Source organism: Streptomyces sp. NPDC107471 (assembly GCF_055582845.1).
This window is the reverse complement of sequence record NZ_JBVJPC010000003.1, coordinates 1-15,067: the sequence shown is the minus strand read 5'-3', so window position 1 is coordinate 15,067 and position 15,067 is coordinate 1. Positions and strand designations below refer to the sequence as shown.

The window sequence follows — 15,067 nt, the reverse complement described above, 5'->3', positions numbered from 1 at the left end:
GCCTTTCTCTGGGTCGGACCGGGCGCCGGCCCGCGGGGTCAGAAGATGCCGAGTCCGCCGCAGACGTTGAGGGCCTGCGCGGTGATGGAGGCGGCGGTGTCGGTGACGAGGTAGTCGACGAGGCCGGCCACCTCGTCCGGGGTGGAGTACCGGCCCAGCGGGATCTTGGCGTGGAACTCCGTGAGCACCTCCTCCTCGGACAGGTGCCGGGTGTTCGCGTAGGACTCGCGCACCCGGACGGCCATCGGCGTCTCGACGTAGCCGGGGCAGACCGCGTTGACCGTGACCCCGGTGGGCGCGAGCTCCTTGGCGAGTGCCTTGGTGAAGCTGATGACACCGCCCTTGGCGGCCGAGTAGGGGGCGCCGAAGGGCACGCCCTGCTTGCCTCCGGTGGAGGCGATGCTGATGATCCGTCCGCCCTCGACGCCCTCCAGGCCGCCGGTGGTGAGGACTTCGCGGGTGACCCGGAAGACGCTGCTGAGGTTGGTCTCGATCACGTCGTCCCACAGCTCGTCGGTGATCTGCGCGGTCCGGCCGCCGCCGCTGCGTCCGGCGTTGTTGACCAGCGCGGTGATCGGCCCGTAGCGCTCCACGGCGGCGCGGACGAGGGCCCGCACCGACTCGCCGGAGCGCACGTCGGCGGCCCGGCCGTCCACCTCCAGGCCCTGCTCCCGCAGCCCCTTGACGGTCGAGGACACGTTCTCCTCGGACCGCGCGCACAGGTACACCGGGATGCCGCGCCGGGCCAGCCGGGTCACCACCGCGAGCCCGATCCCGCTGGTGCCGCCCGTCACCAGGGCCGCGCGGTGCGGACCGCCCGCCCCGGCCGTGCCCGGGGAATGCGCTGTGGTCATCTCGTCCTCCTCCGTCGGGATGCCCCGGCAGCCTCCCGGACCGGGTTCGAGGCGCGACCGAGGATGCCTCGAACCCTTCCGGGGCGGGTGGACGGACCGGTGAGGAGATCTCCAGCGGTTCTCGAGGCGCCGGTGCGAGCGTCTGCTGCACACCACGCCACCGTGATCGAAAGGGGGACTGTCATGCCGTTGTCGGCACCGCCCGCGAACAGCGTCCACGACACCGCGCTGTACCAGGAGGTCCTGCACTTCTACGCCCGGCAGATGCGCAGCCTCGACGAGGGGAACGTCGCCGAGTGGGCCGAGACCTTCACCGAGGACGGGGTGTTCCGCGCCAACGCCCACCCCCGGCCCCAGGAGGGTCGCGCCGCCATCCGGCAGGGCGCGGCCGAGGCCACCCGCCGGCTCGCGGAGCAGGGTGTCCGACGCCGTCACTGGCTGGGCATGCTGGAGGTCTCCCGCAACGCCGACGGCACGGTGACGGCCGTGACGTACGCGCAGGTGCTCGCCACCCCCCAGGGCGGCAGGGCCGAACTGGAGCTCAGTTGCTCCTGCGAGGACCTGCTGGTGCGCGAGGGCGACCGGCTCCTCGTGCGGCGCCGGCAGGTGTACCGCGACGACCTTCCGCGCTCGTGATGCCGGGCGCGCCGCACGAGGGGGTGGCGGCCGGGGCGCCGCTCGGTTCGCTGGCGGATCTGCTCGGCGGGCCCCGGATCGACGACCTGCTGCGGCGGGCCGCGGCGTCGGCCCCGCACCGCACCGCCGTGCGCACCGACGAGGGGACGGTCGACTACGCCGGTCTGTCGGCGCTGGCCGACCGGTACGCCGCCGGGCTGCGCGCCCTGCTGGGCGCATCGAACGCCGTGGTGGCCCTCACCACGACGCTGGACCGGCACTTCGCCCCGGCCTTCTTCGGCATCCTGCGCTCCGGCAACATCCCCGCCCTGGTCAACCCGTTGCTCCGGGAGGAGGGGCTGGCCCATGTCCTGGGCATCAGCGCGGCGCAGGCGGTGCTGGCGCCCCCGGAGCTCCACGACCGCCTGGACGGCGTCCGCGGCCGGCTGCCGGAGCTGCGGCACATCGTGCCGACGCACCGGGACGCCGGCGTACCCGAGGGCGTACCCGTGCTGGACGAACTGCCCGGGGCCGGGCCGCTGGAGCGGCCGCCGGTGCCGGACGACGATCCCGAGGCCGTCGCCTGTGTGCAGTTCACCAGCGGCACCACGGGAGCGCCGAAGGCCGTGCTGCTCAGCCACCGCAACCTGGTGGTCAACGCGGCGCAGTCGGCGCGGGCGCACGGTCTGGACCCGGACGCGGTGGTCTTCGACTACCTTCCGACGTTCCATCTGATGCACCTGACCGTCACGGTCGCGGTGGCCGGGACCCTCGTGCTGTGCACCGAGCCCGATCCGGCGGACGCGATGGACGCGGCGAACCGGCTGCGCGCCACGCACTTCTACAGCCTGCCGGTCCGGCTGGCCCGGCTGGCCGTGCACCCGCGGCTGCCCGAGCTGGAGTGCCCGTCGCTGCGGGCGGTCCTCTCCGGCGGCTCGACCCTGCCGCGGTCCGCGGCCGGCACGCTCGGCCAGCACTTCGGCGTCCCGGTGGTGCAGGGCTACGGCCTTCAGGAGACCTCCCCCTCCACGCACTTCGACAGTCTGGCCGCACCCCGCGCCGGCTCGTCCGGGCGGCCGGTGGCGGGCACCGAGTGCCGGATCGTCGAGGTCGACTCGCGGCGGGTGCGCCCGGTGGGCGAGCGGGGCGAGATCCAGGTCCGCGGGCCCCAGCTCATGAAGGGCTACCTCGGCCGGGACCTGTCGTACGACACGGACGCGGAGGGCTGGTTCTCCACCGGGGACATCGGGCTGATGGACGCCGACGGGTACCTGTACGTCGTCGACCGGCTCAAGGACGTCTTCAAACGGGACAACTGGCTGGTGTCGCCGACGGAGATCGAGCGGGTGCTGCTGCGCCACCCCGCCGTCGCCGACTGCGCGGTGATCGACCGGCCGCACGAGTTCAGCGGTGCCGTGGCGCACGCCTTCGTGGTGCTCGCCGAGGGCGCGGGCACCGTCGACCCGGCCGCCGTGGCCGCCGAGGTCAACGCCGGACTGCCGTACTACGAACGGCTCGAGCACATCGAAGCGACCGACCGCATCCCGCGTTCGCCCACCGGCAAGGTGCTCCGTCAGGAGTTGCGCGCACGGCTGCGGACCGCACCGGAACACCCCTCCCATCCGAAGGAGTCCACCGTCATGCACCACTTCGTCAACCGTTTCACCGTGTCCGGCGACACCGAGGAGTTCGAGCGCCTGCTGGGGAAGATCACCGACTACATGGCGGAGCAGCCCGGCTTCCGCGCGTACCACCTGTACCGGTCGGTGCAGGACCCGCAGGTGTACGTGGAGACCGCGGAGTGGACGGACGGCGCGGCCCACAAGCAGGCGGTCTCCAGCGACGGGTTCCGCGGTCCGGTGATGGAGATCATGAAGCTCGCCCGGGCGGAGGCCGGCCCGTACCGGCTGGTGACCGAGCGTCAGGCCGACGCGGGCGAATGACCGCGTCCGCGGGCCGGCCGGTGCCCCCCGTCGCCGGCCGGCCCGTGTCCCGTGCGCATCCTTGGAGGGAAGGGAATTCGTGATGACCGACGCGACAACCGCCGTACCGGGACCGGTCATGAGGCTGCGGGAGCTGGCGCACAGCGCCGCCTGCGCCGCCTCGGTCCGGGCCGCGGCCCTGCTCGGGCTGCCGGAGGCACTCGGCGAGGAGCCCGCCACCGCCGCCGATCTGGCCCAGGCCGTGGGTGCGGACCAGGAGGCGCTCGTCCGGCTGCTGCGTTCGCTGACGACGTACGGCGTCTTCGCCGAGACCGGTGCGGGCACCTATGTGCACACCGCCGAGTCCAGGCTGCTGCGCGAGGACGACCCGCGCAGCATCAAGTACAACGTCCTGTGGGCCACCGAGCCGTGGACCTGGGAACTGTGGGCCCACCTGGACGAGGCCGTCCGCACCGGCAAGGGCGTGTTCCCCTCCCTGCACGGGGAGGAGTTCTTCGCGTACCTGCACGCCCGGGCGCCGCACTCGGCCGAGGTGTTCGACAAGGCGATGACACAGTCCAGTCAGCTCTCCGCACGTGCCATCGCCGAGCGGCTCGACCTGTCCGGGGTGCGGAGCGTGGCCGACATCGCGGGCGGCCAGGGGCTGGTGCTGGCGACCCTGCTGGAGAAGAACCCCGGGCTGCGCGGCACCCTGCTCGACCTGCCGGGTGTGGTCGCCAACCCCGACCCGCGGCTGGGCGAGGGCGGTTCGCTGGCGTCCCGGGCCACGCTGCTGCCGGGCGACTGCCTGCGGGAGATCCCGGTCCAGGCGGATGTGTACCTCTTCAAGAACATCCTGGAGTGGGACGACCGGAGCACGGTCACGGCGCTGCGCAACGCGGTGGCCGCGGCCCGCCCGGGAGCCCGGGTCCTCGTGATCGAGAACCTGGTGGACGGCAGTCCCGAGCTGAGGTTCACCACCGCGATGGACCTCCTCCTCCTGCTGAACGTGGGCGGCAAGAAGCACACCCGGCAGGGGCTGGCGGCCCTGATGGAGCAGGCCGGGCTGCGGGTCGGGGACATCCGCCCGGTCAACTCGTATCTGCACCTCTTCGAGAGCACCGTGGCCTGACCGACGGCCGCGCCCCCGCCCCTCTTCCACCGTCCGGTGCCTCACCGCCGGCGCGGAGTTCCGCGCCGGCGGTGAGGCATGCCCGGGGACGACCGCTTCGAAGGCGGTCGTCCCCGTCGACTTCTTCGACCGGAGGACCACCATGCCGTCCGTCCCCGCCACCGGCGCGTCCGCCCTCGCGGCCCCCGTCTCCCCCACCGGCCCCGTCGCCCTGCTGTTACCGGGTCAGGGAGCCCAGCAGCCGGGCATGGCCACCGAACTCTACGGGCCCGAACCGGTGTTCACCGCCGTCATGGACGAGTTCTTCACCCTGCTCGGGCGGGAGGGCACGGAGCTGCGCGAGGACTGGCTGAGCGAGCGCCCGCGCGTTCCGCTCGACGACGCCTGCCGCGCCCAGCCGTTGCTCTTCGCCGTCGGCTACGCCCTCGGGCGCACCCTGCTGGCCCACGGCGTCCGGCCCGCGGTGCTGCTCGGGCACAGCGTCGGCGAACTGGCCGCGGCCGCACTCGCCGGGGTGTTCGACCTGGCCGACGCGGCCTGGCTGATGTCGGCCAGGTCCGCCGCGATGGCCGGCGTGGGGCCCGGGGGCATGCTGGCGGTGGCGGCGCGTCCCGAGGAACTCGCGCATCTGCTGCCGGGCGGCCCCGGGGGCGTCCCGGGCGCGGTGGCCGTCGGCGCGGTCAACGCGCCCGCGCAGACGGTGCTGAGCGGGCTGGAGCCCCACCTCACCGAGGTGGAGGAGGCCCTGCGCGCGGCCCGGTTGGCGGCTCGCCGGGTGCCCGCGCGGCAGGCGTTCCACTGCCCGGCGGTGGCGGGCGCCGCCGACGTGTTCGAGGCGGCGTTCAGCGGGGTGTCGCTCCATACGCCGCGGATCCGCGTGTGGTCGACCCGGACGGGGCGGCCGGTGCGCCCGCACGAGGCGGCGGACGGCGGTTTCTGGGCCCAGCAGCTCGCCGAGCCGGTGCTGTTCTGGCCCGCGCTGGACAACCTGCTGCGGCACGGCGACTTCACCCTGGTGGAGACGGGCCCCGGACAGGGGTTGTCGATGCTGGCCCGCCGGCATCCCCAGGTGCGCTCGCGGCGCAGCCGGGTGGTGCCGCTGCTGCCGCCGCGGCCCGGCGGGGACCTGGCCTTTCTCCGAACTGCCCTGACCCAGCTCCTCACTTGACGATTGGCAAGTGACTCCCTTACCTTTTGGCAAGTAAGTACTTGTCGATGAGACAGTGACGGTCCGGCCGGCCCGCGCATCTGCGTTTCCCTGACCTTCCCGACCACTCGAAGGGGGCTGACCCGTGGCGCGAGCACACGGAAAGAGCCGGACCCGACCACCCGGCCCAAGCACTACGGAACCGGCCTTCAGGCCGCGCGGCATCGCCGGCCGCATGGGCGGCTGGAGCGCCGAGCACCGCTGGGCCGCGGTGGCCGCCTGGCTGCTCTTCGCGGTCGTCTCCGTGGCCCTCGGAGGCATCGTGGGCCAGATCGACGCGGCGGACCACGACACCGTGCCCGGCGAGGCCGGACAGGTCATCAAGACCCTGCACGACAAGGGCGTCCAGGACCCCGCGCTGGAGTCGGTGCTGATCCGCTCGACCGGCGCGGTGACCGGTAGGGCCGCCCGCGACACGGTCAGCGACGTCATCACCTCGGTCCGGGCCACCGGACAGGTCACCGACATCCGCTCGCCCTACGACACCGAGGCCGTCTCCCGGGACGGCCACGCCGCCCTGGTGCAGTTCGCCGTCACCGGGGACCCCGCCACCGCGGGCGACCGGGTGGGCCCGGTCCTCACCGCCGTCGAGGAGGTGGCGGACCGACACAAGGACATGAAGGTCGAGGAGTTCGGCGCCGCGAGCGCGGACAAGACCATCGGGGACGCGTTCAGCGACGACTTCGCCCAGGCCGAGTACTCGGTGGTGCCGCTCGCGATCGGCATCCTCTTCATCGCCTTCGGCGCCCTCGTCGCCGCCGTCCTGCCGGTGATCCTGTCGCTGACCGCGGTCGTGGCCACCACCGGTCTGGTGGCGCTGGCCAGTCACGCGGTGCCCATGAGCGACAGCTCCGGCATCGTGATGCTCCTGGTCGGCATGGCCGTCGGGGTGGACTACTGCCTCTTCTATCTCCGCCGCGAGCGCGAGGAGAGGGCCCGCGGCAGGGACGCCCGGACGGCGCTGAACATCGCGTCGGCCACCTCCGGCCGGGCCATCCTCGTCTCCGGCAGCACGGTGATCGTCGCAATGGCCGGCATGTTCCTCACCGGCATGACCGAGTTCGAGGGCATGGGCCTGGCGACCCTGCTGGTGGTCGGCGTGGCCATGATCGGCTCGGTGACCGTCCTGCCGGCCGTGCTGTCGCTGCTCGGCGAGCGGGTGGAGAAGGGACGGCTGCCCTGGCGCAGGCCGGCCCGGCAGGCCCCGGACGCCGAGAGCCGCGTCTGGCGCGCCGTCCTCGGCACCGTGCTGCGCCGCCCCAAGCTGTCGCTGCTGATCGGCGCCGGCGCGCTGATCGCCCTCGCCGTCCCGGCCACGGCCCTGCATCCGGCGGACCTCACCCTCAAGCAGGAACTCGGCGACGTGGCCATGGTCCGCGCCTACGAGGACATCAGCACGACCTTCCCGGGCGGCCCCGAACCCGCCGAGGTCGTGGTGACCGCCGACGACATCACCGGCGCCCGGGTGACCGCCGCCATCGCCGCGTTCCGCGAACGCGCCGTCAGCTCCGGCGCCTCCGGCGGCCCGGTCCAGGTGACCGTGCACCGCAAGCAGAACCTCGCGGTCATCGAGGTACCGCTGACCGGCGGCGACTCGCGGGCCAGGAGCGAGAAGAGCCTGCGGCTGCTGCGCGAGGAGGTGCGGCCGCAGACGCTCGGCAAGGTCGAGGGCGTACGGGCACCGATCGGCGGATCCGTCGCCGCGTCCAAGGACTTCGCCGACAAGCTGGGCTCCAGCGTCGCCCCGGTGTTCGCGTTCGTCATCGCCTTCGCGTTCCTGCTGATGCTGCTGTCCTTCCGGTCGCCGCTCATCGCCCTCACCTCCACGGTGCTCAACCTGCTGTCGGTGGGCGCCGCCTACGGCATCCTCACCGCGGTCTTCCAGAAGGGCTGGGGCGCCTCGCTGATCGGTGCGCAGGGTGTGGGGGCCATCGAGTCCTGGCTGCCGCTGTTCCTCTTCGTCATCCTGTTCGGGCTGAGCATGGACTACCACGTGTTCGTGGTGTCGCGGATCCGTGAGGCGCGACTGCGCGGCATGAGCACGCGGGACGCCATCGGGCACGGGATCGCGACCACGGCCGGCGTCGTCACCAGCGCCGCGGTCATCATGGTCGGCGTCTTCGCGATCTTCGGCACCCTGTCGCTCCAGGGGATGAAGCAGATGGGCCTCGGGCTCGCCATCGCCGTGCTCATCGACGCGACCGTCATCCGGGGCATGCTGCTGCCGGCGGCGATGCTCCTGCTCGGCGAGCGCAACTGGCACGTCCCGGCCCTGCTGAGCCGGCTGCCCGACCTGGAGGGCGGTGACCTCGTGGCACCGGAGGCGCCGGCCGTGACGCACCAGCGGGACGGCGAGGCACCCGAGCGCGCCAGGACCTGAACCGGTCCTCGCACGCCGAAAGGGACGGTCCCCGCGGACCGTCCCTTTCGGCATGTCGGGCACCGGGTCAGGAAACCGACTCGTACGCTGCCACCCACCCCGCACGCAGAGCGGAATACTTATTGACGGCGTCAATTCGGGAAACGGCTCCGAGTTTCACGAAAATACTGTGCACATGCCGTTTCACAGTTCCCTCGGAAATAGAAAGCCGCCGGGCTATCTGCCCATTGCTCAATCCGTCCGCTATCCGCGTCAGGATTTCCTTCTCCCGGCGGGAGAGAGCGGTTTCGTCATCGGGGCGGCTAATGCGTTCGATACTGGCGCGGGCCACCGAGAGCACCACCCGGCCGTCCCGTGCGGCCACGGTCCGGATGGCTGTGACCAGCTCGAGGACCGTCACGCTTTTCGTCAGATAGCCGCTGATTCCCAGCGCGAGGAGTTCCTGCAGCAGGGCCGGCTGGTCGTGCGAACTGAGCACCAGGAAGCGGGAGTCGCGGACGGCCACCCGGAGCTGCATGAAGGTCTCCATGACACCCTCAGGCCGGTCGGCGTCGACGATGACGACATCGGGCTGGACCGTGACCGCCAGATCGACCGCCTCCGCGCCTCCGACCGCGCAGCCGACGACGGCCAGATCCCGCTCCGCGCCCAGCATCGATCCCAGGGACTCCCTGAGAAGCGTCTGGTGATCAACAAGAAGGATCTTGATCTGTCTCGACACCATCCGTCGAACCCCCCGTTTAGTGCGATGTGAACCACGACAGCACGCTGGGCCAATCGAACAGAGCATCAACGCGAGAAGACTTTCAGTGCATTCCTTCGATGCACTGTATCCCAACCGGACCGGGGACCAGGTAAAGATTCAGTAATAGTAAAAGATTGGAACGGGCTTTGATGGTGCGGAATTCAACGCTCCGCGCCCGCCGTGCACGCCGTCCGGGAATGCGTCGCAGACCCCCACAGCAATGCGGGGGTCTGAAACGTACAGAATTTGCTACTTGCCGGTGCGGGTACGGTAGAGGCGAACGGCCAGCGGAGCGAAGACGACGATCATTCCGACCGAGTAGACGGTGGTCGCGAGGACCGGGTGCTGGAGCGGCCAGGCGTGCACACTGCTCGCGGGATTCGGATTGCCGAACAGGTCCCTGATGGCGGCCGACAGCGAGCTCAGCGGATTCCAGTTGGCCACCTCGCGCAGCCACGCGGGCATGCCCGAGGTGGGGACGAACGCGCTCGACACGAAGGTCAGCCCGAGCATCATCAGCACCCCGAACTGCTGCACGCCCTCCGCGCTGCGGAAGACCATGCCGAGACAGGCCATCCCCCAGTTGAGGGCGTAGGCGAAGAGCAGGATGAGCGCGAAGCCCTCCACGGCGTGCGCGAAGTCGGTGTGGATGCGCCAGCCGATGGCGAGACCGGTCGCGGCCAGGACGATCACGGCGATGATCGTGGTCAGCAGGTCCGCGAGGCTCTGTCCCGCCAGCACCCCGGCCCGGGACATCGGCAGCGACCGGAACCGGTCGATGATCCCGTTGGACATGTCGTGGTTGACCGCGGTCGCGGTGCCGGTAGACGCCGAGGCCATGGTCATCGCGAACATGCCCGGAATCAGGTAGTCGTGATAACTCACCCCGTGGGGCAGCGCGATGGCACCGCCCACGACGTAGGCGAAGAGCAGGGTGAACACCACCGGGGTCAGGGTCACGTCGATCAGGGACTCGGGTTCGCTGAGCGTCCGGGCGAGGTTGCGGCGGGCGAGCACCAGGGTGTCGCCGATCACTTGGCGCACCTTGCCGATCGTGCCGGGTCCGGCGTCGAGGCGGCCGGGGACCGCCGTGAGGGTCGTCATCTCGGGTTCTCCAATGCAGGAATACGGGGGCCGTGCTCAGCCGGCCGCGGCCACGACGCCGTCCTCGCTGGCCGACTCGTCCCGGGCGAGGGCCGAGTGGCCCGTGAGCGCCAGGAAGACGTCGTCCAGCGACGGGCGCCGCACGGAGCAGTCGTCCAGTTCGATGCCGGACCTCAGCAGGGACCGGACGACGTCCGTCGCCAGCCGGGGGCGCGCGGTCACGGGCACCTGCACATGGCGGGTCTCGGGGTCGATGGTGGCCGGGCCCGTGCCGAAGCCGCCCAGCACCAGGGCCGCCGTGGCGAGATCCCCGCCGGCCGAGACGACGACCTCCAACTGGGCCCCGCCGAGGATGGACTTGAGTTCGCGGGGCGTCCCCTTGGCGATGGCCCGGCCGCGGTCGATGACCACGATCTGGTCGGCCAACTGATCGGCCTCCTCCAGGTACTGCGTGGTCAGGAACAGCGTCGTGCCGTCGGCCACCAGATCGCGGATGACGTCCCACATCACGTTGCGGCTGCGCGGGTCCAGACCGGTGGTGGGTTCGTCGAGGAACAGGATGCGCGGGCGGGCCACGAGGCTGGCGGCCAGGTCGAGCCGGCGCCGCATGCCGCCGGAGTAGCCCTTGACCGGGCGGCCCGCCGCCTCGACGAGGTCGAACTCCGCCAGCAGCTCGTCGGCCCGCTCGTGGGCCGCGCGGCGCCGCAGACCGGCCAGGCGCCCGATCATGACCAGGTTGTCCCGGCCGCCCTGGAACTCGTCGAGGGCCGCGTACTGCCCGGTCAGTCCGATGGCCCGGCGGACGGCCGCGGGGTCCTTGCTCACGTCGTGGCCGCCCACGAGCACCTGTCCGCCGTCCGGCTTGAGGAGCGTCGCGAGCACGCGCACGGTCGTCGTCTTGCCCGCACCGTTGGGCCCCAGCACCCCGACGACCGAGCCCGCGGGCACTTCGAGGTCGACGCCCTTGAGGGCCTCGTAGTCGCCGAAGCGTTTGACGAGTCCTCGGACGCTGATGGCGATGTCGCCTCCAGGAGAGACAGACACGGATTTCTCCTCATCGAATCGGGGTCAGGGGCGCTGCGACCGCTGTGCGGGGCCTTGAGACCGCGCGTGGATCCCGGATTGCTACTCTGCATCCCATAATTGATCCCGTCGGCAAGCCCGAATTAGGCACACCGGCCAGTGGCCACTTGCCAAACGGTAAGGGAGTCACTTGCCAATCGTCAAGGAGAGGTCGGACGTCATGGTCGCGCCATCAGCAAAGGACCAGGCCAGCAAGAAGGACGCCGGATCCTCCGGTTCGGGCAACACCCGCGATCGGCTGCTCGCGGTGGCCACGGAGCTCTTCACGACCCAGGGGTACGGCGGCACCTCCCTGCGGGAGATCGCCGAGCGGCTCAGCGTGAGCAAGGCGGCGATCTACTACCACTTCCGCACCAAGGAGGACATCGCCCGGGCCATCGTCGAGCAGATCATGGAGGTGAACGGCGGCATCGCCGACCGGCTCACCGTGGCCGGCAAGGACGCCGAGGCGTGGCAGCGCGCCTTCGACCAGATCATCGAGATCGCCCTGACCCACCGCCGGCTGTTCATGGTGTGGGACCGCAACGACGACGCGTTCCAGAAGCTGTTCGCCGACGACCCGGTCCTCGGCCCCCAGATCGAGGCCCAGGGCGAGCCGCTCGCCGCGCTCTTCGCCGACGCCTCGCTGCCGCCCTCGGACCGCATCCGGCTCGGCTGCGCGTTCGGCGCGATGATGGGCCCGCTCGTGATGTACACGTCCTTCTACGAGGACCTGAGCACCGACGTGCTGCGCGAGCACATCCGCACCACCGTCTCCATCCTCCTGAGCGGCTGACCCCCGGCCCCGGGACGGCACACACCCGGACGGCGCACCTGCGGGCTCCCCGCCGGCGCGCCGTCCGTGCCGTCGCCGCACGTCCTCAGACCACGTCCAGCCGCTCCCCCCGCGCCTGGGCGGCGACCCGGGCCCGCAGGGCCTCCTCGGCGGTGTACTCGATGCGCCGGGTGGCGAACCGGAGGATCGGCGGTGCCATCAGCGAGGTGATCACCGCCACCAGCACCACGATCGTGTAGGACTCGGACGTCAGGACGCCCAGCCGCAGCCCCACCGAGGCCACCACGATCTCGATGACGCCCCGCGCGTTCATGCCGGCGCCGACCGCGAGCGCCTCCCAGCGGCTGAGCCTGCTGAACCTGGCCCCCACGAACGCGCCGACGAACTTGCCGAGCACGGCCAGCAGCAGGACCACCAGAGCCATGCCGAGGACCTCGGGTCGGCGCAGCGCGGTGAGGTCCACCCGAAGGCCCGCCGTGGCGAAGAACAGCGGCGCGAGCACGCTCATCACGAAGGCCCGCATCGGAGCCAGCCTGGACAGCTCGATCCCGCCGGACCGGCGCAGCATGATGCCGGCCACGAACGCGCCGAACACCGCTTCCAGGCCCATCGACTGGGTCGCGGCGCTGCACAGCACGATCGCGGCCACCGCCAGCGCGACCGGCCCCCCGGATCCGGGGCCGCGGCCGGACACCCGCAGGGCCGCGCGCAGCAGCCGGTGCCCCACGGTCGCCGCGCCGAGGACGACCACCGCGAGCCACATCAGCGACGTCGCGACGGTCGACGCGTGCACACCGGTGGTGGCCATGGCGGAGACGGCCGACAGCAGGATCCAGCCGACGACGTCGTCGATCATGCCCGCGGCCAGGGTCAGTTGGCCGACGTTGCGGTGCAGGAGGTTCATGTCGGACAGCGTCTTGGTGATGACCGGTATCGCGCTGACGCACATGGCCACGCCGAGGAAGAGCGCGAACACGTGACGCTCCTTCACCGCCGCGCCGAGGAACGACTCCGGCACGTACCAGCCGGCCAGCACTCCCAGGCCCAGCGGGACGACCAGCCCGACGAGGCTGACGCCCAGCGCGGTCCGTCCCCTGCGGCGCACCAGGCCGAGATCGAGCTCCATGCCGGTGACGCCGACCAGGAGCAGCACCCCGATCTGCCCCACCGCGTCCAGCAGGTGGAACTGCTCCGGCTGCTGGGGCAGCAGCCACCGCGCGAGGCCCCCGGCGACATGGGTGAGCACCGAGGGCCCGAGCACCACGCCCACGCACAACTCCCCTACCACGGCGGGCAGTCCGAGGCGTGTCGCCAGTCGGCCGAACAGCAGCGCCAGGAGCAGCAGCAGTCCGGCCTGGAGGAGGAAGACGAGCAGTGAGTGAGCCGGGATCGGGGCCACCGGCGAGGCGATCGGCATGACGCTCCTCTGCACAGGAAGGGTCGCGTACGGAGCGAACACCGTGGCATCGGCGATCGGAGAGTCGTTCAAGCGGCGGCGGAGGAAAGGTTCCCGCCACAGAGCAAGTCGGACAACCACCGCATAGGGCGCGCCCCGCCGGGTCCGACTACATCGAAAGTTACATCGGCACCGGTCCTACCGGTTCAAGTGAGGCAACCTTCAGAAGGCCCCGTTGCCCACAACCTCTGCTGCACATAAAGTTCAGGCCAGAGGTAATCCAGAACCCGTCTTATTGCTCCGGAAAGGACAGGTAAATGGAATTCAGGCTTCTCGGACCACTGGAAGTGATGCACGACCGTCAGCTATGCACGCCGCACGCCCCGAAAGTCAAGAAAGTATTAGCCCTGCTCCTGCTCAGGGCGAATCAGGTCGTCAGTCTCGACACGCTGATCGAGGAGCTGTGGGGCGACAAGTCGCCGCAGACCGCGATCACCACGACCCAGACCTACATCTACCATCTGCGCAGGTCACTGACGCGTGTGGTGGGTCCGGAGAAGGCCGAGGACATCGTCAGGACGGCGGCGCCCGGTTATGTCCTGCGGGTCGAGGACCACGAGGTCGACATCAAGCAGTTCGACACGCTCATCGCCCGCGCCAAGGTGTCGGCAACGGCCCAGGATTTCCGGGCGACAGCCCAGCACGCAAAAGAGGCACTGGCACTCTGGACAGGCACTCCGCTGGCCGGCGTGGATTGCGGAAACGTCCTGCGCGGATATGTGGTGAACCTGGAAGAACGCCATATCGCCGCGCTTGAATTGCGGGTCTCGGCGGAAATGAAGCTGGGGAACTACCGCGAAATGATCGCCGATCTCCGCTCCCTGGTGACGGTGCACCCGCTCAACGAGTGGTTCCACGGCCAGCTCATCGTGGCGCTGAACAAGGCGGGACGCCGCAGCGAGGCGCTGCACGCCTACCAGAACGTGCGCGAGCTGCTGCGCCGCGAGCTCGGCCTGGAACCGTCGTCCGAGCTGTGGCACCTGCACCAGGAGATCCTCGCCGCCGACTCCCGGGGGCGCAGCTCGCACCGGCGGCTGCCCGCGCCCGCGCGGGGCGTCGTCGGCCGCGCGTCCGCCCCCGTGCACTAGCCGTGAAGGAGACGTCCATGTCGCTGCCGACACCACCCGCGTCCTCGGCACCGCCGGTCGAGCCGGAGACGTTCCGCGCCGTCATGGGCGCGCTGCCGACCGGCGTGACCGTCGTCACCACGCTCGACTCCCGCGGCGAGCCCTGCGGCTTCACGTGCAGCGCCGCGTGCAGCGTGTCGCAGGACCCGCCCCTGCTGCTGGTCTGCGTGAACTCCCGCAGCCGGGTCCTGCGGGAGATGCTGGGCACCGGGGCCTTCGCCGTCAACGTCCTGCGCGCCCACCGCGAGTGGGTCTCCTCGCACTTCGCGTCCCGGGCCGAGGACCGGTTCGCCTCGGTCGCCTGGCAGCCGGCCGACGCACTGGGCCTGCCGTGGCTTGCGGACCACACCGTCGCCTACGCCGAGTGCCGGCTGGACTCGGCCATCACGGCGGGCGACCACACCGTGGTGATCGGCACGATCGTCGGCGGGGACGCCCTGCAGGCCCGCGGACCCCTCATGTACTGGCGCCGCGAGTACGCCGGCTGGCCGGGCCACGACGTACTGGGCTCGGGCCTCACCCTGGCGACCGAGGGATGACTCCCCTGACGCGGATGCGGTGTGCCGCTGCCGGACGGTCCGGCAGCGGCACACCACCTCCCCGGTTTCCCCAGAGAGTGGCCCTCACCTGTTGCGGTGGCACAGACAGCAAGGCTCGTCTCTCCGCA

Annotated in this window: 13 protein-coding genes; 8 read left to right on the top strand and 5 right to left on the bottom strand. The window is 71.1% G+C overall.

The genetic code is table 11. The features are described 5' to 3' along the window. Positions 1-38: 38 nt before the first annotated feature. Positions 39-854 carry an SDR family NAD(P)-dependent oxidoreductase gene (locus ACZ66S_RS09545; protein ID WP_469900927.1) on the bottom strand — a complete coding sequence of 272 codons (816 nt, stop codon included), beginning with the start codon at positions 852-854 and terminating at the stop codon, positions 39-41. A gap of 183 nt (positions 855-1,037) precedes the next feature. On the opposite strand from ACZ66S_RS09545, the gene ACZ66S_RS09540 reads away from it, so the two are divergent. The 5 genes from ACZ66S_RS09540 (at position 1,038) to ACZ66S_RS09520 (ending at position 8,110) form a co-directional block, all read left to right on the top strand. Next, on the top strand, positions 1,038-1,490 hold the full coding sequence (locus ACZ66S_RS09540) for a nuclear transport factor 2 family protein (protein ID WP_469900926.1): 453 nt from the start codon (positions 1,038-1,040) through the stop codon (positions 1,488-1,490). Continuing rightward, complete coding sequence (locus ACZ66S_RS09535) at positions 1,490-3,412, top strand: AMP-binding protein (protein WP_469901714.1); 1,923 nt, start codon at positions 1,490-1,492, stop codon at positions 3,410-3,412. Before ACZ66S_RS09540 ends, ACZ66S_RS09535 begins: the two co-directional genes overlap by 1 nt. Before the next feature lie 82 nt (positions 3,413-3,494). Then, positions 3,495-4,523: a methyltransferase gene (locus ACZ66S_RS09530; protein WP_469900925.1), complete on the top strand. Its 1,029-nt coding sequence runs from the start codon at positions 3,495-3,497 to the stop codon at positions 4,521-4,523. Between the two features lie 142 nt (positions 4,524-4,665). Then, the gene (locus ACZ66S_RS09525; RefSeq protein WP_469900924.1) at positions 4,666-5,691 is read left to right on the top strand and encodes an acyltransferase domain-containing protein; all 1,026 of its coding nucleotides are present in this window, start codon (positions 4,666-4,668) and stop codon (positions 5,689-5,691) included. Between the two features lie 214 nt (positions 5,692-5,905). Beyond that, on the top strand, positions 5,906-8,110 hold the full coding sequence (locus ACZ66S_RS09520; protein ID WP_469900923.1) for an MMPL family transporter: 2,205 nt from the start codon (positions 5,906-5,908) through the stop codon (positions 8,108-8,110). Positions 8,111-8,177: 67 nt separating this feature from the next. Here the strand turns inward: ACZ66S_RS09520 and ACZ66S_RS09515 are convergent, their stop codons facing one another. The 3 genes from ACZ66S_RS09515 to ACZ66S_RS09505 form a co-directional block, all read right to left on the bottom strand. Then, complete coding sequence (locus ACZ66S_RS09515) at positions 8,178-8,834, bottom strand: LuxR C-terminal-related transcriptional regulator (RefSeq protein WP_469900922.1); 657 nt, start codon at positions 8,832-8,834, stop codon at positions 8,178-8,180. Between the two features lie 270 nt (positions 8,835-9,104). Next, entirely contained in the window at positions 9,105-9,959 is an 855-nt protein-coding gene (locus ACZ66S_RS09510) for an ABC transporter permease (protein WP_469900921.1), read from the bottom strand. A 36-nt stretch (positions 9,960-9,995) separates the two neighbouring features. After that, positions 9,996-11,003, bottom strand: a complete 1,008-nt coding sequence (locus ACZ66S_RS09505; RefSeq protein ID WP_469900920.1) for an ATP-binding cassette domain-containing protein — start codon at positions 11,001-11,003, stop codon at positions 9,996-9,998. A 199-nt stretch (positions 11,004-11,202) separates the two neighbouring features. Between ACZ66S_RS09505 and ACZ66S_RS09500 the strand changes: the two genes are divergently transcribed. Next, positions 11,203-11,817, top strand: a complete 615-nt coding sequence (locus ACZ66S_RS09500; protein WP_469901713.1) for a TetR/AcrR family transcriptional regulator — start codon at positions 11,203-11,205, stop codon at positions 11,815-11,817. A gap of 85 nt (positions 11,818-11,902) precedes the next feature. On the opposite strand, the gene ACZ66S_RS09495 is transcribed toward ACZ66S_RS09500, so the two are convergent. Further along, a complete protein-coding gene (locus ACZ66S_RS09495) occupies positions 11,903-13,234 on the bottom strand; it encodes a cation:proton antiporter (protein WP_469900919.1) in 1,332 nt (443 codons plus the stop codon). 296 nt (positions 13,235-13,530) lie between these two features. Here ACZ66S_RS09495 and ACZ66S_RS09490 point away from each other — a divergent pair, with 296 nt between their 5' ends. Next, a complete protein-coding gene (locus ACZ66S_RS09490) occupies positions 13,531-14,361 on the top strand; it encodes an AfsR/SARP family transcriptional regulator (protein ID WP_469900918.1) in 831 nt (276 codons plus the stop codon). Positions 14,362-14,378: 17 nt separating this feature from the next. Continuing rightward, complete coding sequence (locus tag ACZ66S_RS09485) at positions 14,379-14,939, top strand: flavin reductase family protein (protein WP_469900917.1); 561 nt, start codon at positions 14,379-14,381, stop codon at positions 14,937-14,939. The last annotated feature ends 128 nt before the right edge of the window (positions 14,940-15,067 follow it).